The sequence below is a fragment of the Pseudomonas sp. NFACC14 genome (assembly GCF_900106885.1).
In the GTDB taxonomy this organism is placed as follows: domain Bacteria; phylum Pseudomonadota; class Gammaproteobacteria; order Pseudomonadales; family Pseudomonadaceae; genus Aquipseudomonas; species Aquipseudomonas fluorescens_AA.
Window position 1 is genome coordinate 53,358 of the sequence record NZ_FNOA01000016.1, and the last position, 23,928, is coordinate 77,285.

The 23,928-nt window shown below is 62.0% G+C and carries 22 protein-coding genes; 11 read left to right on the forward strand and 11 right to left on the reverse strand.

From position 1 onward, the window contains the following. The first annotated feature begins 234 nt into the window (after positions 1–234). Both BLU85_RS21460 and BLU85_RS21465 read left to right on the forward strand, forming a co-directional pair. On the forward strand, positions 235–2,721 hold the full coding sequence (locus BLU85_RS21460; protein ID WP_092205321.1) for a circularly permuted type 2 ATP-grasp protein: 2,487 nt from the start codon (positions 235–237) through the stop codon (positions 2,719–2,721). After that, positions 2,721–3,614, forward strand: a complete 894-nt coding sequence (locus BLU85_RS21465; protein WP_060739409.1) for a transglutaminase family protein — start codon at positions 2,721–2,723, stop codon at positions 3,612–3,614. Before BLU85_RS21460 ends, BLU85_RS21465 begins: the two co-directional genes overlap by 1 nt. A gap of 136 nt (positions 3,615–3,750) precedes the next feature. Here BLU85_RS21465 and BLU85_RS21470 read toward each other — a convergent pair whose 3' ends face one another. Both BLU85_RS21470 and BLU85_RS21475 read right to left on the reverse strand, forming a co-directional pair. After that, on the reverse strand, positions 3,751–3,939 hold the full coding sequence (locus BLU85_RS21470; protein ID WP_092205322.1) for a hypothetical protein: 189 nt from the start codon (positions 3,937–3,939) through the stop codon (positions 3,751–3,753). Between the two features lie 68 nt (positions 3,940–4,007). Continuing rightward, positions 4,008–4,595 carry an LOG family protein gene (locus BLU85_RS21475; RefSeq protein WP_092205323.1) on the reverse strand — a complete coding sequence of 196 codons (588 nt, stop codon included), beginning with the start codon at positions 4,593–4,595 and terminating at the stop codon, positions 4,008–4,010. A 340-nt stretch (positions 4,596–4,935) separates the two neighbouring features. On the opposite strand from BLU85_RS21475, the gene azu reads away from it, so the two are divergent. Next, positions 4,936–5,382, forward strand: a complete 447-nt coding sequence (gene azu / locus BLU85_RS21480; RefSeq protein ID WP_092205324.1) for an azurin — start codon at positions 4,936–4,938, stop codon at positions 5,380–5,382. A 165-nt stretch (positions 5,383–5,547) separates the two neighbouring features. Here the strand turns inward: azu and nadE are convergent, their stop codons facing one another. The 3 genes from nadE to BLU85_RS21495 form a co-directional block, all read right to left on the reverse strand. Continuing rightward, entirely contained in the window at positions 5,548–6,375 is an 828-nt protein-coding gene (gene nadE / locus BLU85_RS21485) for an ammonia-dependent NAD(+) synthetase (RefSeq protein ID WP_092205325.1), read from the reverse strand. 18 nt (positions 6,376–6,393) lie between these two features. Further along, positions 6,394–7,599: a nicotinate phosphoribosyltransferase gene (gene pncB / locus BLU85_RS21490; protein ID WP_092205326.1), complete on the reverse strand. Its 1,206-nt coding sequence runs from the start codon at positions 7,597–7,599 to the stop codon at positions 6,394–6,396. Positions 7,600–7,816: 217 nt separating this feature from the next. After that, positions 7,817–8,722, reverse strand: a complete 906-nt coding sequence (locus BLU85_RS21495; protein ID WP_092205327.1) for a LysR family transcriptional regulator — start codon at positions 8,720–8,722, stop codon at positions 7,817–7,819. A gap of 181 nt (positions 8,723–8,903) precedes the next feature. On the opposite strand from BLU85_RS21495, the gene BLU85_RS21500 reads away from it, so the two are divergent. The 8 genes from BLU85_RS21500 to BLU85_RS21540 all read left to right on the forward strand — a co-directional run bounded on the left by BLU85_RS21500 (position 8,904) and on the right by BLU85_RS21540 (position 18,898). Further along, the gene (locus BLU85_RS21500) at positions 8,904–10,394 is read left to right on the forward strand and encodes an L-piperidine-6-carboxylate dehydrogenase (protein WP_092205328.1); all 1,491 of its coding nucleotides are present in this window, start codon (positions 8,904–8,906) and stop codon (positions 10,392–10,394) included. 153 nt (positions 10,395–10,547) lie between these two features. After that, complete coding sequence (locus BLU85_RS21505; RefSeq protein ID WP_092205329.1) at positions 10,548–11,831, forward strand: L-pipecolate oxidase; 1,284 nt, start codon at positions 10,548–10,550, stop codon at positions 11,829–11,831. A 370-nt stretch (positions 11,832–12,201) separates the two neighbouring features. Continuing rightward, positions 12,202–13,338 (forward strand): branched-chain amino acid ABC transporter substrate-binding protein, encoded by a 1,137-nt coding sequence (locus BLU85_RS21510; protein ID WP_092205330.1) that lies wholly within the window; start codon positions 12,202–12,204, stop codon positions 13,336–13,338. Positions 13,339–13,505: 167 nt separating this feature from the next. Beyond that, a complete protein-coding gene (locus tag BLU85_RS21515) occupies positions 13,506–14,420 on the forward strand; it encodes an ABC transporter permease subunit (RefSeq protein WP_072412007.1) in 915 nt (304 codons plus the stop codon). A gap of 2 nt (positions 14,421–14,422) precedes the next feature. Further along, the gene (gene livM / locus BLU85_RS21520) at positions 14,423–15,703 is read left to right on the forward strand and encodes a high-affinity branched-chain amino acid ABC transporter permease LivM (RefSeq protein ID WP_092205331.1); all 1,281 of its coding nucleotides are present in this window, start codon (positions 14,423–14,425) and stop codon (positions 15,701–15,703) included. Continuing rightward, positions 15,700–16,572 (forward strand): ABC transporter ATP-binding protein, encoded by an 873-nt coding sequence (locus BLU85_RS21525; protein ID WP_092205332.1) that lies wholly within the window; start codon positions 15,700–15,702, stop codon positions 16,570–16,572. The genes livM and BLU85_RS21525 overlap by 4 nt, the downstream gene beginning before the upstream one ends. Further along, a complete protein-coding gene (locus tag BLU85_RS21530; protein ID WP_018606262.1) occupies positions 16,569–17,285 on the forward strand; it encodes an ABC transporter ATP-binding protein in 717 nt (238 codons plus the stop codon). The genes BLU85_RS21525 and BLU85_RS21530 overlap by 4 nt, the downstream gene beginning before the upstream one ends. 848 nt (positions 17,286–18,133) lie before the next feature. Continuing rightward, a complete protein-coding gene (locus BLU85_RS21540; RefSeq protein ID WP_072412002.1) occupies positions 18,134–18,898 on the forward strand; it encodes an SDR family oxidoreductase in 765 nt (254 codons plus the stop codon). A 129-nt stretch (positions 18,899–19,027) separates the two neighbouring features. Here the strand turns inward: BLU85_RS21540 and BLU85_RS21545 are convergent, their stop codons facing one another. The 6 genes from BLU85_RS21545 to BLU85_RS21570 form a co-directional block, all read right to left on the reverse strand. After that, positions 19,028–20,161 carry an AGE family epimerase/isomerase gene (locus BLU85_RS21545; RefSeq protein WP_092205333.1) on the reverse strand — a complete coding sequence of 378 codons (1,134 nt, stop codon included), beginning with the start codon at positions 20,159–20,161 and terminating at the stop codon, positions 19,028–19,030. A 188-nt stretch (positions 20,162–20,349) separates the two neighbouring features. Continuing rightward, a complete protein-coding gene (locus BLU85_RS21550; protein WP_060739394.1) occupies positions 20,350–20,922 on the reverse strand; it encodes a HupE/UreJ family protein in 573 nt (190 codons plus the stop codon). 30 nt (positions 20,923–20,952) lie between these two features. Continuing rightward, positions 20,953–21,567 carry an urease accessory protein UreG gene (gene ureG, locus BLU85_RS21555; protein WP_092205334.1) on the reverse strand — a complete coding sequence of 205 codons (615 nt, stop codon included), beginning with the start codon at positions 21,565–21,567 and terminating at the stop codon, positions 20,953–20,955. Between the two features lie 9 nt (positions 21,568–21,576). Beyond that, positions 21,577–22,251 carry an urease accessory protein UreF gene (locus BLU85_RS21560; RefSeq protein ID WP_092205335.1) on the reverse strand — a complete coding sequence of 225 codons (675 nt, stop codon included), beginning with the start codon at positions 22,249–22,251 and terminating at the stop codon, positions 21,577–21,579. Further along, positions 22,248–22,748, reverse strand: coding sequence for an urease accessory protein UreE (gene ureE, locus BLU85_RS21565; protein WP_092205336.1), 501 nt, complete (start codon positions 22,746–22,748; stop codon positions 22,248–22,250). Before ureE ends, BLU85_RS21560 begins: the two co-directional genes overlap by 4 nt. Before the next feature lie 274 nt (positions 22,749–23,022). Continuing rightward, positions 23,023–23,655, reverse strand: coding sequence for a TetR family transcriptional regulator (locus BLU85_RS21570; RefSeq protein ID WP_060739390.1), 633 nt, complete (start codon positions 23,653–23,655; stop codon positions 23,023–23,025). Positions 23,656–23,928: the final 273 nt, after the last annotated feature.

The window sequence follows — 23,928 nt, forward strand, 5'->3', positions numbered from 1 at the left end:
CCGTTCGACTGCGTAGGAGCTGCGGTGTAGGAGCTGTGTAGGAGCTGTCGAGTGAAACGAGGCTGCGATCTTTCCCCTGCCAATTGAGTCTTGAGCGAAAGATCAAAAGATCGCAGCCTTCGGCAGCTCCTACCGGGGCGTTACTCCGCGCGCGCATCATCACAATCTTTCACCTATCCGGGCGTCATGCGCTTGCGCTAGTCTCACCTTTCATTGCCGTCTGCCGAGCTTTCCATGCCTGACCTGCTTGACCGTTACCCGCTGACGACGGGCACCTATCACGAATTAATGGACGACAGCGGTGCGGTACGTACGCACTGGCGGCGGCTGTTCGACCAGTTGCAGCGCAGCACACCGGCCCAGTTGCTCCAGCGCCAGGCCCTGCTGGCCCGGCAGATCCAGGAAAACGGCGTGACCTACAACGTCTACGCCGATCCGAAAGGCGCCGACCGACCGTGGGAGCTGGACCTGCTGCCCCATGTGATCGACCCGCAGGAATGGCAGCATCTTTCCGCCGGGATCGCCCAGCGTGCGCGATTGCTCAATGCGGTGCTGGCCGACCTGTACGGGCCGCAGCGGCTGATCAGCGAAGGGCTGCTTCCGGCGGAGCTGGTGTTCGGGCACAACAATTTCCTCTGGCCCTGCCAGGGCATCGTGCCGCCGGACGGCAGTTTCCTGCACTTGTATGCGGTGGATCTGGCGCGCACGCCCGACGGCCGCTGGTGGGTCACGGCGGACCGGACCCAGGCGCCTTCGGGGGCCGGGTACGCGCTGGAAAATCGCATGATCGTTTCCCGCGCCTTTCCCGACTTGTATCGCGACTTGAAGGTGCGGCACCTGTCCGGATTTTTCCGCACCTTGCAGGAAACCCTGGCGCGACAGGCACCCAGCGACGGCGAGTCGCCGCTGGTGGTGCTGTTGACGCCGGGGCGGTTCAACGAAAGCTATTTCGAACACCTGTACCTGGCGCGCCAGCTGGGCTATCCGCTGGTGGAGGGCGGCGACCTGACGGTTCGCGATGCTACGGTCTACCTCAAGACTCTCAGCGGCCTGCGCCGGGTCCACGCCATCATGCGCCGGCTCGACGACGATTTCTGCGACCCCCTGGAGCTGCGCACCGATTCGGCCCTCGGCGTGCCAGGGTTGCTGGAAGCCGTGCGCCAGGGCCGGGTGCTGGTGGCCAATGCCTTAGGCAGTGGCGTGCTGGAGTCGCCGGGCCTCCTGGGCTTTCTGCCGAAGATCAACCAGTACCTGTTCGGCGAAGAACTGCTGCTGCCGTCCATCGCCACCTGGTGGTGCGGTGAGCCGCCGGTGTTGGCCCAGGCCCTGGAAAAATTGCCGCAACTGTTGATCAAGCCGGCGTTTCCTTCCCAGAGTTTCAGCCCGGTGTTCGGTCGCGACCTGAGCGAGGCGCAGCGCGGCCAACTGGCGGCGCGCATGCAGGCACGGCCTTATGCCTATGTCGCCCAGGAACTGGCGCAACTGTCCCAGGCACCGGTCTGGCAGGCCGAAGATGGGCAAATCCAGCCCCGGGCGATCGGCATGCGCATGTATGCCGTGTCCGGCAAGGATGATTATCGGGTGCTGCCGGGTGGTCTGACCCGGGTGGCCGCCGAGGCCGATGCCGAAGTGGTGTCGATGCAGCGCGGTGGCGCCAGCAAGGACACCTGGGTCTTGGGAGAGCAGGCGCCCGGCGGTGAACAATGGAAGGCCCAGCGAACCGTGGGGGTCCATGACCTGGTTCGACGGGATCCGTACCTGCCTTCACGGGTGGTGGAAAACCTGTTCTGGTTCGGCCGCTATTGCGAGCGTTGCGATGACAGCGCGCGGTTGTTGCGGATCATGCTGGCGCGTTATGTCGATGGCGACGACCCGCAGGCCCTGCAATCGGCGGTGGCGCTGGGCGAAAGCCTGATGCTGCTGCCCGAAGAGGGCGAACTGCCCGAGCGTTTGCTGGCGGCTCTGCTGGGGGACGACTGGTCGTTCAGCCTGCGCTCCAACCTGCAGCGTTTGCAATGGGCCGCCTCGCAAGTGCGCGGCAAGCTGTCCCGGGAGAACTGGCAGGCGCTGGTGGAACTGCAGCGCGAAGCCATGGAACTGGAAACCGAGGAAGCGGACTTCGGCGAGCTGCTGGATTTCCTCAATCGGCTGGTGATGTCCCTCGCGGCGTTGTCCGGGTTCGCCCTGGATGACATGACCCGCGACGAAGGTTGGCGCTTCCTGATGATCGGCCGGCGCCTGGAGCGCCTGCAGTTTCTCAGCAGCAGCCTGGCGGCGTTCCTGCGCAGCGATGCGGTATTCGATCAGGCTGGGCTTGAGTGGTTGCTGGAACTGGGCAACAGCAGCATCACCTACCGTTCGCGTTATTTGGCGGTGGCCCAGTTGATCCCGGTGCTGGACTTGTTGCTGCTGGACGAACAGAACCCCCACGCGGTGCTCTTCCAGTTGAAGCTGGTGAGCCGCACGCTCAAGCGCTTGAACGATGATTTTGCCGCGCCCAGGGAAACCGCCTTGCCGGACCTGGTCGCACGCCTGTCACGCTTTGACCTGCGTTGCCTGGAAAACCCATTGTTCGGCGAAGCCAGCCTGCGCGCCGCACTCGATGGGCTGGCCGACCTGTTGCAGGAAGTGGCCGATGCCAGTGGCCAAGTGTCCGATCGCCTGGCCTTGCGTCATTTCGCCCACGTCGATGACGTCAGCCAACGCACGGTGTCCGTCTGATGAGCGCTCGTTACCAGATCCTCCACGATACCCATTACCACTACGACAGCCCGGTGTCCCTGGCCCAGCAGCTTGCTCATCTGTGGCCTCGGGCCTGTGACTGGCAGCGTTGCACCGAACAGCAACTGTTGATCAGCCCGGAACCGACGACCCGGCGCGATGAACAGGATGTGTTCGGCAACCCGCTGACCCGGCTGGCCTTTGAACGGCCCCATGACGAGCTGCTGGTCAATGCCCGCCTGAGCGTCGAGGTGCTGGCCCGTCCCGAGCTGGATTTCAACCTGTCCCCGGCCTGGGAGTCGACCCGCAACGCGCTGACCTACAGTGGCCGGCCATTGGCGGCGCCGTTGCTGGAGGCGTGCCGTTATCGTTTCGAATCACCGTATGTGCATCTCAAGCGCAGCTTCGTCGAGTTTTCCGAAAGCTGCTTCCCGCCGGGACGACCGTTGATGGTCGGCGTTCGAGCGCTGATGGAGAAGATTTTCGAGGAATTCACCTTCGACGCCGAGGCGACCCAAGTGGCGACGCCGCTGGTGGAGGTGCTGGAACGGCGGCGGGGCGTATGCCAGGACTTCGCCCACCTGATGCTGGCTTGCGTGCGTTCTCGCGGCCTGGCGGCGCGTTACGTCAGCGGCTACCTGCTGACCCAGCCGCCGCCCGGCCAGCCCCGGCTGATTGGCGCCGATGCGTCCCACGCCTGGGTCTCGGTGTATTGCCCGGTGTTGGGGTGGGTGGATTTCGACCCGACCAACAACGTCCAACCGGCCCTGGAACACATCACCCTGGCCTGGGGCCGGGATTTTTCCGATGTGTCACCGTTGCGGGGGGTGATCCTGGGGGGCGGTGCCCATGATCCTGAAGTGCGGGTGACGGTGATGCCGTTGGAATCATGAACACTGTGTGAACCCTGTGGGAGCGAGCTTGCTCGCGATGACGTCGTGTCAGCCAATGAGGAGGTTGACTGTTAATCCGCTATCGCGAGCAAGCTCGTTCCCACAGTGTGGATCGGATCATCGGGCCCTGGGGGAATCAGGCGTCGGGAGCCTGATCTTTCGGTGCATCGACATCGTCTTCTGCTGCTACTTCGCCTTCGCTATCCGGGCTCAGTGCGGCTTCTTCTTCAGCTGTGGCTTTCTTGCGCTGCAGCTTTTCCTCTTTCTTCTGCTCCTTGGCCAAGTCTCTCTGACGTTTGGCGAAGGAATAATTGGGTTTGGCCATGGGCGATCCTCTGGGGTCGAAGGTGAGGTTGAGCGGCGCATATTCTGCCCTGTATCGGGGCCGAGCCGTTAGCTGGGTTTTTGTTCGGCCCATTTTGGCTGTACGGACGGTTGCCATTCGTCCAGGGCATCGAGCAGGTTCTGCGCGGATTCGCTCACTTGCAGCATGTCACGATGGGGCGTGCGGACGAAGCCTTCGCCGACGATATGATCGAGAAAAGCGGTGAGCTTGCTGTAGAAACCGTTCACTTCCAGCAGCCCCAGCGGTTTGCCGTGGTAGCCGAGTTGGCCCCAGGTCCAGACTTCGAACAACTCCTCCAGCGTGCCGAGGCCGCCGGGCAGGGCGATGAAGGCATCGCTGAGTTCAGCCATGCGCGCCTTGCGAGCATGCATGCCGTCCACCACTTCCAGGCGGGTCAGGCCGCTGTGGCCGATTTCCTTGTCCTTCAGGCTTTGCGGGATGATGCCGATGACTTCGCCACCGGCCGCCAGGGCCGCGTCGGCGACGACACCCATCAGGCCGACGGCCCCGCCGCCATAGACCAGGGTCAGTTTTCGTTCCGCCAACGCCCGCCCGAGGGCCTGCGCCGCTTCACGATATGCTGGGTCGGTGCCAGTGCTGGCGCCGCAAAATACACAAACAGACGCAATGGACATGCTTTACTCCGTGGTCAGTCACCACACCAGAGTAAAGCCTGGCCTATGCTGCGCAAAGGACTTAAACCTCGCGCCGGGGTTTTTCATAGGTGCCACTGGCGCCACAGGCGTAGGCGGCGAGCAAGCTGCATAACAGGCTATTGAAGTTCATGGCGATCGCTCCAGAGGTTGATGGGCTGATCATAGGGGCGCGTCATACTTCTGGCTGGTTGATTATGTCCATCAGGCTGATAGCCTTAAGTTGTATACAATCTTTGACTCAGGTCATAGGAACTTGCCGGAAAATCAGGCAGTCTTTCTCTTTGACGGATTTTTGTTAACCATGCCTTGGAGATTCACGATGTTTGCCAAACTTGTTGCAGTATCCCTGTTGACGCTGGCCAGCAGCCAACTGATGGCAGCGGATTGCAAGACCACCATCGACTCGACCGACCAGATGTCCTTCAACACCAAGGCCATCGAGATCGACAAGAGCTGCAAGACATTCACCGTTGAGCTGACCCACTCGGGCAGCTTGCCGAAAAACGTCATGGGCCATAACTGGGTGCTGAGCAAAGAGGCCGACATGCAGCCGATCGCCACCGATGGCCTCGCTGCCGGTATCGACAAGAACTACCTCAAGGAAGGTGATGCCCGCATCATTGCCCACACCAAGATCATTGGTGCTGGCGAAAAGGACTCGGTGACCTTCGACGTCTCGAAACTTGATGCTGCCGAAAAATACGGCTTCTTCTGCTCGTTCCCGGGCCACATCTCGATGATGAAGGGTACCGTTACGCTGAAGTGATCAATTTCAGGTACAAAAAAAGCGCCCCATGCAGGGCGCTTTTTTATGCCAGGCAACCGCTCCTTGTGGGAGCGAGCTCGCTCGCGATGGCGGCAGCACATCCAACATCAATGCAAACTGACTCACCGCTATCGCGAGCAGGCTCGCTCCCACAGAGATTGCCGGTCAGGGGGCGTAGGGCATCACCCGCTTGTGCTCGGTCTTGCGATAGGTGTCGCAAATGATCCTGGCCGCCTCTTCGCGAATCGGTTGGCCGTGCAGGAACGCATCGATCTCGGCGTAGGTCACGCCGTGGGAGGCTTCATCCGGCTTGCCGGGCGACAGGTCTTCAAGATCGGCGGTGGGGACTTTTTCCACCAGCGATTCCGGGGCGCCAAAGTCACGGGCGATGGCCCGGACCTGGTTTTTCACCAGGCCGCTCAACGGCGCCAGGTCGCAGGCGCCGTCACCGAACTTGGTGAAGAACCCCATGACCGCTTCGGCCGCATGGTCAGTGCCGATCACCAGGCCCTGCTCGGCCCCGGCGATGGTGTATTGCGCCACCATGCGCATCCGCGCCTTGGTGTTGCCCAGCACGAAGTCCCGCGAGACCGCCGCCTTGCCTTCGAACGCGGCGACTTGCTCGGCCAGGGCCTTGACCGCCGGGCCGATATTGACGGTATGGCGTTCGTCGGGATCGATGAAGTCCACACAGGCCTGTGCTTCATGCTCGTCGAACTGGGTGTCGTACGGCAGGCGCACGGCGATGAACTTATAGGCCGCGTTGCCGGTTTTCTCCCGCAGTTCGCGCATGGCACGTTGGGCCAGCAGCCCGGCGGTCAACGAGTCGACGCCACCGCTGATGCCCAGCACGAGGGACTTGAGCCCGGAATTGACCAGGCAATCCTGAATAAAGCTCACTCGCCGGGCGATTTCGGCCTGGAGGTCGGCGTCATGGGCGAACGGTGGCTGGACCTTGAGCTGTTCAGCTATCTCACGCTGTACGGCTTGCATGAATTCACTCCTTGCGTATCAAAGGGCGGCAGGTACTTGGAAAACGTGTCGCATGTAGGCGACGAAATTCGGATCCTTGCAGTGGGTCTTGCCGGGCTCGTCTGAAATCTTGGCCACGGGTTGCCCGTCACAGCTGATCATTTTAAGCACGATGCTCATGGGCTCGACACCCGGAATGTCACAGGTCAGATTGGTGCCGATACCGAAGCTGACATTAATGCGACCACGCAACGCCCGAAAAATCTCCAGGCATTTGGGCAATGTCAGGCTATCGGAGAACACCAGTGTCTTGCTCATCGGGTCGATGCCGAGCTTGTGGTAGTGGGCGATGGCTTTTTCGCCCCAGATCACCGGGTCGCCGGAGTCATGGCGCAAGCCGTCGAACAGCTTGGCGAAGAACAGATCGAAATCCTTGAGGAAGGCATCCATGGTGATGCAGTCGGTCAGCGCGATCCCCAACAGGCCGCGGTATTCGCGCACCCAGCAGTCGAGGGCGGCGATCTGGCTGTCGATCAGCCGCGGGCCCAGTTGCTGGTGGGCCATTATCCACTCATGGGCCATGGTGCCCAGGGGTTTCATGTCCAGCTCCCGGGACAGGTGCACGTTACTGGTGCCGACGAAACGCCCGGGGAAATCATGCTTGAGCACGTTGACCACTTCTTCCTGGACGCGGAAGGAAAACCGCCGACGGGTGCCGAAATCCGCGACCTGCAGTTCGGACAGCTCGTCGGCGCTGGCGTTGGCGCTCAGCCAGTCGAACTTGCGATACAGCTGCTCGCGGGCCTGCTCCAGGACGATTTCACGGTAGCGATAGCGATTGCGCACTTCGCTGACAATGGCCAGCAGCGGCACTTCGAACAGAATCACGTGCAACCAGGGGCCGCGCAGGCGGATGAACAGCTCGCCGTTGTCGATGCCGGTGTGGATGTAGCGCAGGTTGAAGCGAAACAGTCCCAGGAACCGCAGGAAGTCCGGCTTGAGAAAGCTGATACGTTCCAGGAAACCCAACTGGTCGGCGCTCAGGCTCAGCTCCGCCAGGCGCTCGATCTGGAAGCGGATCTCCGCCAGGTACGGACGCAGGTCTTCGCTGTTGCGGCAACGAAACTCCCACTCGACTTCGACGTTGGGGTAGTTGTGCAGCACCGCCTGCATCATCGTCAGTTTGTAGAAGTCGGTGTCGAGCAGGTTCTGCACGATACGATCGGCAAATACGCTCTCGCTCATAGGGTTCTCCAGACAGGCCGCTGCGGCGGGCAGCGGGGTGCGGCGCGTTGTGGTGAAGGGCTAGTGGCGCATATCCATCGTGGTGATTGCCAGCGTTTTTTAGTCACTGCTGAGGGAAATTACCCGTAGGAGTTGTCGAGCGAAGCGAGGCTGCGATCTTTCCCCAGCCCATTGAGTCTCAACCGAAAGATCAAAAGATCGCAGCCTTCGGCAGCTCCTACAGTGCATCCGGACTATCGAGCTGTTCCAGCATCCACTCCACGAAAAGCCGCACCTTGGGCACCTCCGCCGAATGTTCCGGGTAGGCCAAGTAGTAAGCATCGGTGCTTGGCATCGCATGCTGCCAGGGAATGATCAGTTTGCCATCGGCCAGTTCTTCTTCCACCAGAAACCGCGGCAGCAGGGCGACGCCGCAGCCGACCTGGGCGGCCCGGATGCACATGTAGAAGGTTTCGAAGCGTGGCCCGTGGTAGCTGTGTTCGGTGTGGTAGCCCTGGCTGTCGAACCAGTCGTGCCAGGCCTGGGGGCGCGAGGCGTTTTGCAGCAGCACCAGCTCGGCCAGTTGGGTCGGGTCGGTGAAGGCCTGGTCAGGCAGGCTGCCGGGCGCGCAGACCGGCACCAGCTCTTCGTCGAACAGTCTCCGGGACTCGGTGCCAGGGCGCGAACCCTGGCCGAAGTAGAACGCCAGGTCGCTGCGCCCCTGCTGCAAATCGTCGGCTTCCTGCTCGCTGCACAGGTCCAGATGAATTTTCGGATGACGCAACCGCCAACCCTTCAGGCGCGGGACCAGCCAGCGGGCACCGAAGGTCGGAGGCGTGGAAACACGCAGCACTTCGGTATCGCCGCCGTAGGAGCGCAGGTAGTGAGTGGACATCTCCACCTGGGTAAGGATTTTTCGCACTTCCCCCAAGTACAACTCACCGGCCGGTGTCAGTTGCAAGCGGCGACGCACACGCCGAAACAGCAGGTGCTGCAACAGTTCCTCGAGCTGGGCGACCTGTTTGCTGACGGCGCTCTGGGTCAGATGGAGTTCTTCGGCGGCACGGGTAAAGCTCAGGTGGCGAGTCACGGCTTCGAAGCACTGGAGTGCGGTGATCGACGGTAAATAGCGCTTGTTGAGCATGACGAGGGCCTTTTTTCTTGTTGCTCTATAAATCGAGTCAGGGGCAGCATGAATAAACGGAATGATATCTCGCTTAATGGTCGTTTGTTGGCAAGACTCGGGCCAGCTAAAACTAGAGGCCTGAGCGTACGGTGATGGTCCGTCCGCCAATCTTTTATCGCTCGTTTAGAGGAGTTACCCCATGGTTGCTGCATTGCTTGATCGTCTGGGCGTCAATCCGGCCTTGTACCAGGGCGGCGCACAGCCGGTGCATTCGCCTATCGATGGCAGCCGCATCGGCGCCGTGAACTGGGAAGGCGCCGCTGAAGTCGAGCAGCAGGTCAGCCGTGCCGAACACGCCTTCGACCTGTGGCGCCAGGTGCCGGCCCCGCGTCGCGGCGAACTGGTGCGTCAATTCGGCGACCTGTTGCGTGAGTACAAGGCCGACCTCGGCGAGCTGGTGTCGTGGGAAGCCGGCAAGATCACCCAGGAAGGCCTGGGTGAAGTACAGGAGATGATCGACATCTGCGACTTCGCCGTCGGCCTGTCCCGCCAGCTGTACGGCCTGACCATCGCCTCCGAGCGTCCGGGCCACCACATGCGTGAATCCTGGCACCCGCTGGGTGTGGTCGGGGTGATCAGTGCCTTCAACTTCCCTGTCGCGGTCTGGGCCTGGAACACCACGCTGGCCCTGGTCTGCGGCAACTCGGTGATCTGGAAACCCTCGGAAAAGACCCCGCTCACCGCCCTGGCGTGCCAGGCGCTGTTCGAGCGGGTGCTGAAGAACTTCAGCGACGCACCACCGTACCTGAGCCAGGTGATCATTGGCGGTCGCGATGCCGGTGAAGCCCTGGTGGATGACCCGCGCGTGGCCTTGATCAGCGCCACCGGCAGCACCCGCATGGGCCGAGAAGTGGCACCGAAAGTCGCCGCGCGTTTCGCCCGCAGCATCCTCGAACTGGGCGGTAACAACGCCATGATCCTGGCGCCGAGCGCCGACCTGGACATGGCCGTGCGCGCCATCCTGTTCAGCGCCGTCGGCACCGCCGGCCAGCGTTGCACCACCCTGCGCCGGCTGATCGCCCACGAATCGGTGAAGGAAGAGATCGTCACCCGCCTCAAGGCCGCCTACTCGAAAGTGCGCATCGGTCATCCGCTGGAAGGCAATCTGGTCGGGCCACTGATCGACAAGCACAGCTTCGACGGCATGCAGGACGCGCTGGAGCAGGCCCTGAGCGAAGGCGGGCGCGTGTTTGGTGGCAAGCGCCAGCTCGAAGACCAGTTCCCGAATGCCTACTACGTCTCGCCGGCCATCGTCGAGATGCCCGAACAGAGTGATGTGGTGCGCCACGAAACCTTCGCACCGATCCTGTACGTGGTCGGCTACAAGGACTTCGCCGAAGCCCTGCACCTGAACAATGCCGTGCCCCAGGGCCTGTCGTCCTGCATCTTCACCACCGACGTGCGTGAAGCCGAGCAGTTCATGTCGGCCGTGGGCAGCGACTGCGGCATCGCCAACGTCAACATCGGCCCGAGTGGCGCGGAAATCGGCGGCGCATTCGGTGGCGAAAAAGAAACCGGCGGCGGTCGCGAATCCGGCTCCGATGCGTGGCGCGGCTACATGCGCCGCCAGACCAACACCGTGAACTACTCGCTGGAGTTGCCGTTGGCCCAGGGGATTACCTTCGACTGAAGTCCGGTCAACGAAAATCCCTGTGGGAGCGAGCCTGCTCGCGATGGCGTCGGTCCGGTTGGCAACTATGTTGATGGGTACTGCGCCATCGCGAGCAGGCTCGCTCCCACAATTGAATCATGTGTTTGTTGGGTTTCTGTCTGGAGTCTGGCAATGCCGTTACGCGAAGAATGTCTGTGGGAAAGACTGACGCCGCAAAGGCCTGAAAATACTCCGCTCACCGGCGAGGTCACGGTGGATGTCTGCGTGATAGGTGCCGGCTTCACCGGGCTGTCGGCGGCGGTGCACTTGCTCGAACAAGGCAAGCGCGTGGCTGTGCTGGAAGCCCATCGGGCCGGGCATGGCGGATCGGGGCGCAACGTCGGCCTGGTGAACGCCGGGCTGTGGATCCCGCCGGATGACATCGAGGCCGGATTCGGCGAGGCAGTGGGCAGCCAGCTCAACCGCATGTTGGGAGCCGCGCCGGCCCTGGTGTTCAGCCTCATCGATAAATACAACATCGATTGCCAGTTGCGCCGCGAAGGCACCTTGCACATGGCCCATAACGCCCGGGGCGAAGCCGACCTGCGCAGTCGCGAAGCTCAATGGAAGCGCCGTGGCGCCCCGGTGGAATTGCTCACCGGCCAGGCCTGTGCCGAGGCGACAGGCACCTCGAAAATCGCCGCGGCCTTGCTCGACCGCCGCGCCGGCACGCTCAATCCGATGGCCTACACCAGCGGGCTGGCCAAGGCCGCCACGGACCTTGGTGGCCAGTTGTTCGACCATTCGCCGGTGACGCGCCTGGAACGTCAAGGCCAGCGCTGGTCGGTGCAGACCGCCCAGGGTTCGGTACTGGCCGAGCAGGTGGTGATTGCCTCCAATGCCTATACCGAGGGTGATTGGACCGAACTGCGGCGCAATTTCTTCCCGGGTTATTACTATCAGGTCGCTTCCGTCCCGCTGACCGACGAAGCCGCCCAACGCATTCTGCCGGGCGGGCAGGGCTCGTGGGATACCCGCCAGGTGCTGAGCAGCATCCGGCGGGACAAGGACGGTCGTTTGCTGCTGGGCAGCCTGGGCAACGGCAACCGCAAGCCGACCTGGTTCCTCAAGGCCTGGGCCGACCGGGTGCAGCAGCACTACTTTCCTTATCTCAAGCCGGTGGAGTGGGAGTGCACCTGGACCGGTTGCATCGCCTTCACCCCCGATCACTTGATGCGCCTGTTCGAACCCGCTCCCGGGCTGGTGGCCGTAACCGGCTACAACGGCCGGGGCGTAACCACCGGTACGGTGGTCGGCAAGGCGTTCGCCGATTACCTGTGTCACGGCAATACCCAGGCCCTGCCTATCCCTTTCGCCCCCATGCAGCCGCTGGCCGGGGTGGGATTGCGCAGTTGCCTGTATGAGGCGGGCTTTTCGCTGTATCACGCGGGCCAGTGCCTGCGGATCGTCATTTGAGTGACGAAAATTGTTGCTGGACGCCGCGTTTTCCGGCGTAGCGTCTAGCCTGTTATGGTGCGGGTTGTAGCAGTCGCGCACCGACAGTGTGCAGTTCGGTGACGTGGGTTGTTACACAGTGGTTGCACGCCGTTTCGCGCGATGGTTGCAATGATGGCTCATGAAGGGTTTTACCCGTTTGGACAAAAGGTTGCACCTTGTGCGGTTTAGACGGTTGCACGCCCCATGAAAAAGGGCCCGAAACAGTCGAAATAACAATAAAGCAGCGACTTTTTTCAGAATAAAAAACCGATGGCACGGCCCTTGCTCTGAGCTTTTCAGTGAAATGAAGTCGCAGTGCCAACTAAAAAAAACCTTGGAGCACCACCTCATGTCCCAGACGTTTTACAAGAAAGGTTTCCTGGCCCTCGCAGTGGCAGCTGCGCTGGGTGTTTCTGCGTTTGCCCAGGCTGACGTGAAATTCGGTGTGGCGGGGCCGATGACTGGCGCCAACGCCGCATTCGGCGAGCAGTACATGAAGGGTGCCCAGGCGGCAGCCGATGTCATCAACAAGGCCGGTGGCGTCAACGGCGAGAAAATTGTCCTGGTGGCCGGCGACGACGCCTGCGAGCCCAAGCAGGCCGTGGCCGTGGCCAACCGCCTGGTGGAGCAGGACAAGGTGATCGGCGTGGTCGGGCACTTCTGCTCGTCCAATACCATCCCGGCCTCCGAGGTCTATGACGAAGCCGGCATCATTGCCATCACCCCCGGTTCGACCAACCCGAAAGTCACCGAGCGTGGCCTGAGCGCGATGTTCCGCATGTGCGGTCGTGATGACCAGCAAGGCATCGTGGCGGGCGACTACATCGTCGACGTGCTCAAGGGCAAGAAAGTCGCGGTACTGCACGACAAGGACACCTACGGCCAGGGCCTGGCGGATGCAACCATGGCCCAGCTCGAGAAGCGTGGTGTCAAGCCAGTGCTGTACGAGGGGTTGACCCGCGGCGAAAAAGACTTCAGCGCCGTGGTGACCAAGATCCGTTCGACGGGCGCCGACGTGGTCTATTTCGGTGGCCTGCACCCGGAAGCCGGCCCGCTGGTTCGCCAGTTGCGTGAGCAAGGCCTCAAGGACGTGAAATTCATGTCCGACGACGGCATCGTCACCGACGAACTGGTCACCACCGCCGGTGGTGCGCAGTATGTCGACGGCGTGTACATGACCTTCGGCGCCGATCCGCGCCTGCTGCCAGACAGCAAGGCCGTGGTTGACGAGTTCCGCAAGAACGGCACCGAGCCGGAAGGCTACACCCTGTACGCCTACGCTTCGGTCCAGGCCCTGGCCGCCGCCTTCAATGGCGCCAAGTCCAACAAAGGCGATGACGCGGCCAAGTGGCTCAAGGCCAACCCCGTCCAGACCGTGATGGGCAAGAAGGAATGGGATACCAAGGGCGACTTGAAAGTCTCCGACTACGTGGTCTATCAGTGGGACAAGGACGGCAAATACCACCAGTTGGAAAAACAGAAGTAAGGGCTGACGCGACCGTCAACGACGCCTCCTTTGGGGGCCGGGCAAACCCCGGTTTCCAAAGGGCGCGTGCCGGTCGTGCCTGACATTGCTCCGACGTTAATCTGTATTTTCCTTAGAAGAACCGCGCACCCGAAGGTGTGCAGGTTCTCACTGCGTGAGATTGCGTTATGGATGGTATTTTCCTGCAGCAACTGATCAATGGCCTGACCCTAGGGTCGGTCTATGGTCTGATCGCCATCGGCTACACAATGGTCTACGGCATCATCGGCATGATCAACTTCGCCCACGGCGAGGTTTACATGATTTCCGCTTACCTCGCGGCAATCAGTCTGGCTCTGCTGGCTTACTTCGGTATCGAATCCTTTCCGCTCATGATCCTTGGCACGCTCGTGTTCACGGTGGTGGTCACCGGGGTCTACGGCTGGGTCATCGAACGCGTCGCCTATAAACCCCTGCGCAACTCGACCCGGCTGGCACCGCTGATCAGTGCCATCGGTATTTCGCTGATCCTGCAGAACTACGCACAGATCAGCCAGGGTGCCCGTCAACAGGGTGTCCCGACGCTGCTCGAAGGTGCCATGCGCCTCGACATCGGCAGCGGTTTCGTCCAGCTCACTTACACCAAGATCTTCATCCTGATCGCCGCATTCGCCGGGATGGCGTTGCTGACCTACATCATCAAGTACACCAAGCTCGGACGCATGTGCCGCGCCACCCAGCAAGACCGCAAGATGGCCTCGATCCTGGGGATCAACACCGACCGGGTGATTTCCTACGTATTCATCATCGGTGCGGCCATGGCGGCCCTGGCCGGCGTGCTGATCACCATGAACTACGGCACATTCGATTTCTATGCCGGCTTCATCATCGGCATCAAGGCGTTCACCGCGGCGGTACTCGGCGGCATCGGTTCCCTGCCTGGGGCCATGCTCGGCGGGATCATCCTCGGGATTTCCGAGTCGCTGTTCTCCGGTCTGATCAACTCCGACTACAAAGACGTGTTCAGTTTCTCGCTGCTGGTGCTGATTCTGATTTTCCGTCCCCAAGGCCTGTTGGGTCGCCCACTCGTGGCGAAGGTATAAGTATGTCTGCTGCCAATAAACCGCTTGATATCAAACAGAGCGTCATCGACGCGATCCTGGCTGGCCTGATCTCGCTGATCGTGTTCGGGCCCATTGTCGGCGTGGTGCTCGACGGCTACAGCTTCAACCTGCAACCGGCCCGCGTCGGCTGGCTGGTGGCGATCGTGATGGTCGGGCGCTTTGTCTTGAGCCTGTTCCTGCAAACCCCCAAGGGACTGAAGATTCTCCAGGGTTTCGAAAGCACCGGCTCCGGCGTGCACGTGCTGCCACCGGATTACAAATCGCGGCTGCGCTGGGTCATCCCGGCACTGATCGTGATTGCCATCGTGTTTCCGTTCTTCGCCAACAAGTACGTGCTCACGGTGGTCATTCTCGGGCTGATCTATGTTCTGTTGGGCCTTGGCCTGAACATCGTGGTCGGCCTGGCGGGGCTGCTCGACCTGGGTTACGTGGCGTTCTACGCCATCGGCGCCTATGGCCTGGCGCTGGGCTACCAATACCTGGGGCTAGGCTTCTGGACGGTGCTGCCGCTGGCGGCCATCGCGGCGGCGATGGCGGGGTGCATATTGGGCTTCCCGGTGTTGCGAATGCACGGTGACTACCTGGCCATCGTGACCCTGGGCTTTGGCGAGATCATTCGCCTGGTGCTCAACAACTGGCTGTCGTTCACCGGTGGGCCGAATGGCATGCCGGTGCCTTCACCGACTTTCCTGGGCCTGGAATTCGGCCGGCGGGCGAAGGATGGCGGGGTGCCGTTCCATGAGTTCTTCGGCATCGACTACAACCCCAACCTCAAATTCCTGTTCATCTACATCGTGTTGTTCATCACCGTACTGCTGGTGCTCTACGTCAAGCATCGCCTGACCCGCATGCCGGTCGGTCGTGCCTGGGAAGCCCTGCGCGAGGATGAAATCGCCTGCCGCTCCATGGGCCTGAACCATGTATTGGTCAAGCTCTCGGCGTTCACCATTGGTGCGTCCACGGCTGGCCTGGCCGGGGTGTTCTTCGCCAGCTACCAAGGCTTCGTAAACCCGTCGTCGTTCACCTTCTTCGAATCGGCGCTGATCCTGGCGATCGTCGTGCTCGGCGGCATGGGCTCGACGGTCGGCGTGGTGATCGCGGCATTTGTGCTCACCGTGGCGCCGGAGCTGCTGCGCAGCTTCTCCGAATACCGGGTGCTGCTGTTCGGCGTACTGATGGTGTTGATGATGATCTGGCGCCCTCGCGGCCTGATCCGTATCAGCCGTACCGGCGTGACGCCGCGCAAGGGGGTAGCGCCATGAGCGAAGTCGTACTCAAAGTTGAAAGCCTGATGATGCAGTTCGGTGGCATCAAGGCCCTCAGCGATGTCAGCCTGCAAGTCAAGCGCAACTCGATCTTTGCCCTGATCGGCCCCAACGGCGCGGGCAAGACCACGGTGTTCAACTGCCTGACCGGTTTCTACAAGGCCACGGGCGGCAAGATCGAGCTCAACGTGCGTGGCGAACAAACCAACGTCATCAAGCTGTTGGGAGAAGCGTTTCGCCCGACGGACTTCGTGTCGCCGAAGTCCTTCGCCAGCCGGCTGTACTACAAGATGTTCGGCGGCACCCACCTGGTGAACCGCGCCGGTTTGGCGCGCACCTTCCAGAACATTCGCCTGTTCAAGGAAATGTCGGTGCTGGAAAACCTGCTGGTGGCCCAGCACATGTGGGTCAACCGCAGCATGCTGGCGGGTATCCTCAACACCAAGGGCTACCGCAAGGCCGAAAGCGACGCCCTGGACCATGCGTTCTATTGGCTGGAAGTGGTGGACCTGGTGGATTGCGCCAACCGTCTGGCGGGCGAGCTTTCCTACGGTCAGCAGCGGCGCCTGGAAATCGCCCGGGCCATGTGCACGCGCCCGCAGATCATCTGCCTCGACGAACCGGCCGCCGGCCTCAACCCTCAGGAAACCGAAGCGCTGAGCGCGATGATCCGGCTGCTGCGCGACGAGCATGATCTGACCGTGGTGCTGATCGAACACGACATGGGCATGGTAATGAGCATTTCCGATCACATCGTGGTGCTGGACCACGGCAACGTGATCGCCGAGGGCGGTCCCGAGGCGATTCGCAACGATCCGAAGGTGATCGCGGCCTACCTGGGTGCCGACGAAGAGGAACTGGTATGAGTGGACCTATCCTCGAACTCAAGGAGTTGGACGTGTTCTACGGGCCGATCCAGGCCCTGAAAAAGGTCTCGATGCACATTGGCGAAGGTGAAACCGTGAGCCTGATCGGCTCCAACGGTGCCGGCAAGTCCACGTTGCTGATGTCCATCTTCGGCCAGCCCCGTGCGGCGGGCGGGCAGATCATCTACCAGGGCGTGGACATCACCCACAAGTCGTCGCACTACATTGCCTCCAACGGCATCGCGCAGTCACCGGAAGGGCGACGGGTATTCCCGGACATGACCGTCGAGGAAAACCTGTTGATGGGCACCATTCCCATTGGTGACAAATACGCCAGCGAAGATATGCAGCGCATGTTCGAGCTGTTTCCGCGGCTCAAGGAGCGCCGCAACCAGCGGGCCATGACCATGTCCGGTGGCGAGCAGCAAATGCTCGCCATCGCCCGGGCATTGATGAGCCGGCCCAAGTTGTTGCTGCTCGATGAGCCGAGCCTGGGGCTGGCGCCGATCGTGGTGAAACAGATCTTCGCCACCCTGCGTGAACTGGCGTCCACCGGGATGACCATCTTCCTGGTGGAACAGAACGCCAACCACGCCTTGAGGCTGTCGGACCGGGCCTATGTGATGGTCAACGGAGAAATCCGCCTGACTGGCACCGGCAAGGAACTGCTCGCCAACGAGGAAGTGCGCAACGCGTACCTGGGCGGGCATTGAGGCGGCTGCTGTAATGAAAAAACCGGCGAGAGATCGCCGGTTTTTTTATCCCTTCAAACCACCACCCACCCTTGTGGGAGCGAGCTTGCTCGCGATGGCGGCGGGTCAGCCGACATCAATGTTGATTGAACTAAAGCTATCGCGAGCGAGCTCGCTCCCACAGGGCTTTGTATGTTTTTCACAATTGTGGACAACAATCCTGAGCCCCTGCGAAACCGCGACATAAAGTCGCCGCAAACAGTTGTTTTGTCACGGTTTTGACTTGTCCCCGTTTGCTGTGGAACTGGCTGTGGGTAACGTGGGAGTAGCTGGCTGCAAGCCTTTGAATACGTGGCTTGCAGGGCTGTGATCATTTTTTGATCAGGCGTTTTTGGTCAGCCGGGAGCGGCTGTTGTCAACACTTTTATGAGCGCGGGAATGGACTGGAAAGAGTGTGGGCAAGCCTGTGGATAAGTCTGTGACTAAACTCTGGAAAGACCGCGCTGAGGGCCGTAGTTACTGGCTTGGAGCCATCGCCTATTTTGCGCTGGCTTATAGCAGATAACTTGCGCTGCACAACCTCTCTTGCAGGGTCAAGCGAAAAAATTTTCCAAATACCCCGAAAAGCCTTATGCACAGCGGCCTGCGGGATTTTCACTTGCCCCCGATTACTGTGGACGTGCCTGTGGATAAGGTGCGAGCAACCGGCTGCGGGCCTTGTTGGGAAAGGCCTGGCGTGGATTGGTTGTTTTATGAGCAGCCGTGGGCCAAAAGCTCATGCGCAAGCCTTGCCCCTGGCGTGCCAGGCCGGGCATGCTGTGGGCCGATTTCCATTCAATGGCTTTTGAAGTTCAAACAAGGAGAACACGATGTCTGACACCCTGTTTATCACCGGCGCGACGTCCGGTTTTGGTGAAGCCTGTGCCCGTCGGTTTGCCGAGGCCGGTTGGAAACTGGTGCTGACCGGTCGTCGTGAAGAACGCCTCAATGCCCTGTGTGCCGAGTTGTCGAAGCAGACCGAAGTCCATGGCCTGGTCCTGGATGTGCGGGATCGCAAGGCCATGGAAGAGGCCATCGCCAACCTGCCGCCATCCTTCGCCAAGCTGCGCGGGCTGATCAACAATGCCGGCCTGGCCCTGGGCGTCGACCCGGCCCCCAAGTGCGACCTCGATGACTGGGACACCATGGTCGACACCAACGTCAAAGGGCTGATCTACAGCACGCGCCTGCTGTTGCCGCGGCTGATCGCCCACGGCCGTGGCGCCGGGATCGTCAACCTGGGCTCCATCGCCGGCAACTACCCGTATCCGGGCAGCCACGTGTATGGCGCGAGCAAGGCGTTCGTCAAACAGTTCTCCCTGAACCTGCGTTGCGACCTGCAAGGCACGGGCGTGCGGGTGAGCAACATCGAGCCGGGCCTGTGCGAGAGCGAGTTCTCCCTGGTGCGCTTCGGTGGCGACCAGGAGCGCTACAACGCGACTTATGCCGGCGCCGAGCCGATCCAGCCACAGGACATCGCCGATACGATTTTCTGGGTGCTCAACACACCGGCGCACATCAACATCAACAGCCTGGAGCTGATGCCGGTGAGCCAGACCTGGGCCGGGTTTGCCATCGAGCGCAACAAGGCGTAGCGGGAGAGCCTGTGGTGAGGGGATTTATCCCCGTTGGGAGCGTAGCTCCCCTAAGACCTGAGCCCATGATTTATCTTTTTAGGGCTGCTGCGCAGCCCAGCGGGGATAAATCCCCTCGCCACAGAGGCGTTACGCCAGGTAATCGGCCAGCCCGCGATAGCAGGTCAGCAGGTGATACGGCGTGGTGGACGGCATGTCCCGACGGCTGACCATGCCATCGGCGTCCAGGCATTCGTTCCAGCCCCTGGCATGGAGGAAATGCTGCTGCAAGGCCTGCAATTGACGCAGTAACACTCCCTGGTTGCCAGGGCGTAATGTCAGTGCCCGCAGGTACTCGGCCTGAGCCCAGATGCGTTGGGTGGCATCGCGCGGGCTTGCTTGTGGTTCCTGGTCCAGCATCGCGCACACGGCGCCGGATTCCGGATCGACGCCGCGTTGTTCGGTATGGTCGAAGCTGCGCTCCAGGGCGGTGTGCAGCTTGCCGTTGCGCAACAGCGGCGATGAGGCCAGCAAGTAATACCATTCGAACTGGTGCCCCGGCTCGAACCAGTTATCCACAGCCTTGAGCGGTTTTTCCATCATGACCCGTTGCTGCGGCTCGATGAAATGCTTGGCCATCCCGTCGCACAAGCTCAGCAATGGTTGGCGGACGTTGGCATCCTCGCGGACCGAGAGCGTGGCGAGGAAAGCTTCGGCCAGGTGCATCAAGGGGTTTTGCAGAGGGCCGGAGCCGGTCATTGACCAATCGCGCTTGAGGCTGGCTTCGTAGAGACCTTCCGCGCTGGCAAAGCGCTGGGCGATGACCTCCAGGCTGGCGTTGAGCACCGATTCCACCAGCGGCTCGCGGACCTTGTCCCAGTAATGGGCGCAGGCGAACAGGATAAAGGCGTGGGTGTAGAGGTCTTTGCCGGTGTCCAGCGGCGCGCCTTGGGGGTCGATGCTGTAGAACCAGCCGCCGTGTTCGGCATCGTGGAAATGCCGTTGCAACGAGCGGAACAGGGCACCGGCCCGCTCCTCGGCCTGGGGGACTTCGCCAATCAGGCTGGCGAACACATACAACTGTCGCGCACAGGCCATGGCGCGGTAGCGCTGGGGCGGCAGCGGCGCATGTCCGGCATCCAGGGATTCATAGGGCAGCGCCAGTTCGGCGTTCCAACCCGGGCCTTGCCACATTGGCACGATCACGTCGTGAAAATGCTGACGCACTGTTGCGAACAGGGCGATCAATTCAGGCTGGGGGGCGGGGCGGGAAGCATCAGGCATCGGTGGAGGTCGTCACGGCTGGGGGCGATTGCGCGACATGGTAGCAGAGTGACCGACTCCAGAGAGATGGCGCTTGCAAGTCCGTCATCGCGAGCAAGCTCGCTCCCACAGGGGCTGGTACACACCGATCCCGAACAGACTGTGGGAGCGAGCTTGCTCGCGATGGCGGCCAGGCAGGCGCTAAAGATTCAGCTGGCCAACAACCACACCCCAGCCCCCGCCGAAGCCGCCCCGGCCAACCTGACCAACGGGGCCGCCGCTTGCGGCAACACCCGCACCAGCGCAAAACCTGCGCCATGCAGCGCCGCCGTGGCCGCGACAAAGCCTGCCGCATAGGCCCACGGGCTCGACATGTCCGGCAGTTCCAAGCCATGGGCCACGCCATGGAAAAGTGCAAACAGGGCGGTTGCACCGACCGCCAGGCTCAACGGCGGACGCACCGCCAGTGCCACCGCCAGGCCCAGGGCGAGCACGGAGGCGGCGATCCCGCTTTCCAGCGCCGGCAGGTCCAGGCCTTCAAAGCCCAGCAGGCCGCCAAGCAGCATCGTACCGACGAAGGTGCACGGCAGTGCCCAGCGCGCGGCGCCTTGTTGTTGCGCAGCCCACAAACCCACCGCCAGCATCGCCAGCAAGTGGTCGAGCCCGCCGATGGGGTGGCCGAGGCCGGCGATCAGGCCATTGTCGCCGTGGCCGGGATGGGCGAAGGCCAGGGCCGGGGTCAGCAGCAGGGCGAGGGCGCCGAGGATGCGTTTGAACGTCATGGGTAAGCTTCCTTGTTGTCAGTCGAAAAATCAGGCGGCGCTCAGCAAACCCTGGCGCTCGATGAAGGTGATGATGTCGTCCAGGCCTTGGCCGGTCTTCTGGTTGCTGAACACGAAAGGCTTGCCGTTGCGCATACGCCGGGTGTCGCTGTCCATCATCTCCAGGGACGCGCCCACCAGCGGGGCCAGGTCGATTTTGTTGATGACCAGCAGGTCGGATTTGCAGATGCCCGGCCCGCCCTTGCGTGGCAGCTTGTCGCCGGCCGAGACGTCGATCACATAGATCGTCAGGTCCGACAGCTCGGGGCTGAAGGTCGCCGACAGGTTGTCGCCGCCCGATTCCACCAGGATCAGGTCCAGGCCCGGGAAGCGCCGGTTCAACTGGTCCACCGCTTCAAGGTTGATCGACGCATCTTCGCGAATCGCCGTGTGCGGGCAGCCGCCGGTTTCCACGCCGATGATCCGCTCCGGCGCCAGGGCTTCGTTGCGCACCAGGAAGTCGGCGTCTTCGCGGGTGTAGATGTCATTGGTGACCACCGCCAGGTTGTAGCGTTCACGTAGAGCCAGGCACAGGGCCAGGGTCAGGGCGGTCTTGCCGGAGCCCACCGGGCCGCCGATACCGACGCGCAGAGGTTGTGTATTCATGTGTGTCTCCTAGGAACGGAACAGACGGCTGTACTGGCGCTCATGGGCCATGCACGCCAGGGACAGGCCAAACGCGGCGCTGCCGTAATGATCGGGGTCGATGTTCGAGGCGTCGTGCTGGGCCTGTTGCAACAGCGGCAGCAGTTCGCTGGTCAGGCGCTGGGCCGCTTGCTGGCCCAGGGGCAGGGTTTTCATCAGCACCGCCAGTTGGTTCTCCAGCCAACTCCACAGCCAGGCGGCGAGGGCGTCCTGGGGGGCTATCTGCCAGGCGCGGGCGGCCAGAGCCCAGCCCAGCGCCAGGTGCGGCTCGCTGCGCTGTTCGAGAAAGCCTCGCGCGGCGTGGTCGAGTTCCGGCAGGCCTGCGAGTAATTGCTGCAGCGAGTAGCCCATCTGCCGGCTTTCCTGATACAGCTCGCGGGTTTCCCGGCTGGCGCGGTGCTCTTCGCAACGTCGCAGCAGCGCGTCCCAGTCGTCAGCGGCGGCTGCGGTGCAGTGCGCCAGCAGCAAGGGCGCTTCGAAGCGTGCCAGGTTCAGCAGCAATTGATCGCTGATCCAGCGCCGCGCGTCGTCGGGGTTTTTCACCTGGCCGTTGTCCACCGCCATCTCCAGCCCCTGGGAATAGCTGTAGCCGCCAATCGGCAGCTGCGGGCTGGCCAGACGCAGCAGCGCCCAGGCCGGGTTCATGTGCGCACGCCAAACTGATGCAGGCGCGGCGCGTAGTTGAAGTCTTCGTCGCCGTGCCGGGAATGATGATGGCCGCCGCCATAGGCACCGTGTTCTGGCTGGAACGGGGCTTCGATGGATTCGACGCTGGCGCCCAGTTGCTCGAGCATCGCCTTGAGCACGTAGTCGTCCAGCAGGCGCAGCCAGCCATCGCCCACTTGCAGGGCCACGTGGCGATTGCCCAGGTGATAGGCGGCGCGGGTCAGTTCGAAGGCGTTGGCGCAGGTGACGTGCAGCAATTGTTCGGCGCGGGCGCGGACGCGCACGATGCGCCCGTCTTCGGCCTGCAGGCATTCGCCGTCGTACAGCGGCGGCTGGCCTCGTTCCAGGAACAACCCCACGTCTTCACCTTCGGCACTGAAACAGCGCAGGCGGCTTTTGCTGCGGGCGTCGAAGGTCAGCTGCAGCTCGGCGTCCCAGCGCGGTTGAGTGTCGATTCTGCGGTGGATCACCAGCATCGGAGTGCTTCCAGCAATGAACGGTGTTGTGTTTAGAGCAAGGGGCTTGCCAATCGAAGAAGGTGTAGGAAATAGCTGGGATGGCGTTTCAGGATGGGGCGGATTGCGTGCCATATTGGTGCGCGCTGGGATATCGCGCACCATTTTGCGGCGAATGCAAAAAGAACCTGTGGGAGCGAGCTTGCTCGCGATTGCGGTCTGTCAGTGGCATCAATGCTGACTGACCCAACGCTATCGCGAGCAAGCTCGCTCCCACAGTGGGTACATGCGGGGTCTATTCGGTACTGCCCAACCCTTGCCAATGCTTGAGGCCAATGAAGATGAACCGCAGTTGCTGGGTAATCTTCGCCTGGGGCGTGAGGTGTTCGGGGAGGGCTTGGGCCGGTGGGTCGATGATGTCCGGCAGGGTGGCGAACACGCTCTTGACGATGAGGTCGGCCATCACGCCCAGGGCGGCCAGGTCCAGGTGCTGCAACTTGGGCATCAAGGCCAGGTCGGCGGCCAGGTCCGAACTGATGCCTTCGCGCAATTGGGCGATGGCCTGGCGCACCGGCAGGGAGCCGCCGTATTGCTCGCGGGCCAGGAACAGGAATTGGGATCGGTTGGCTTGCACCACATCGAGAAAGATCCGCACCGACGCATCGATAATGCCGCCCATGACGAACTCGTTGTGGCGTACCAGGCGGATGGTCTCGCGGAAGGTCTGGCCGACTTCGCTGACCAACGCCAGGCCCAGTTGGTCCATGTCCTCGAAGTGCCGGTAGAACCCGGTGGGCACGATGCCTGCCGTCCGGGCGACTTCCCGCAGGCTCAGGCTACCGAAGCCCCGGCCGCACTCCATCAAATGACGGGCTGCGTCCATCAGGGCAATTCGGGTCTGTTGTTTCTGTTCGGCGCGGGGCAGCATCGCAGGGCTGGCTTCTGGTCACGGAAGCGATGCACTCTAGCAAATCGGCTTTGTCGACGTCGAACGGTAGAGAGGGATCGGGCGGGGAAAACGAGGGGGTTGAAAAGTCAAAAGCCCGATTGCAGGAATCGGGCTTTTTTCTGGGCCACCATAGGCTCAGCTCACTGCACTGTTGCGTTCGATCACGCGGTCACCACCGTCAGCTGCCAAGGCTTCGCCCAGTGGAGTGCGGTCGGAACCGTCGGCTGCGAGGGTCTGGCCTTGTGGAGTGCG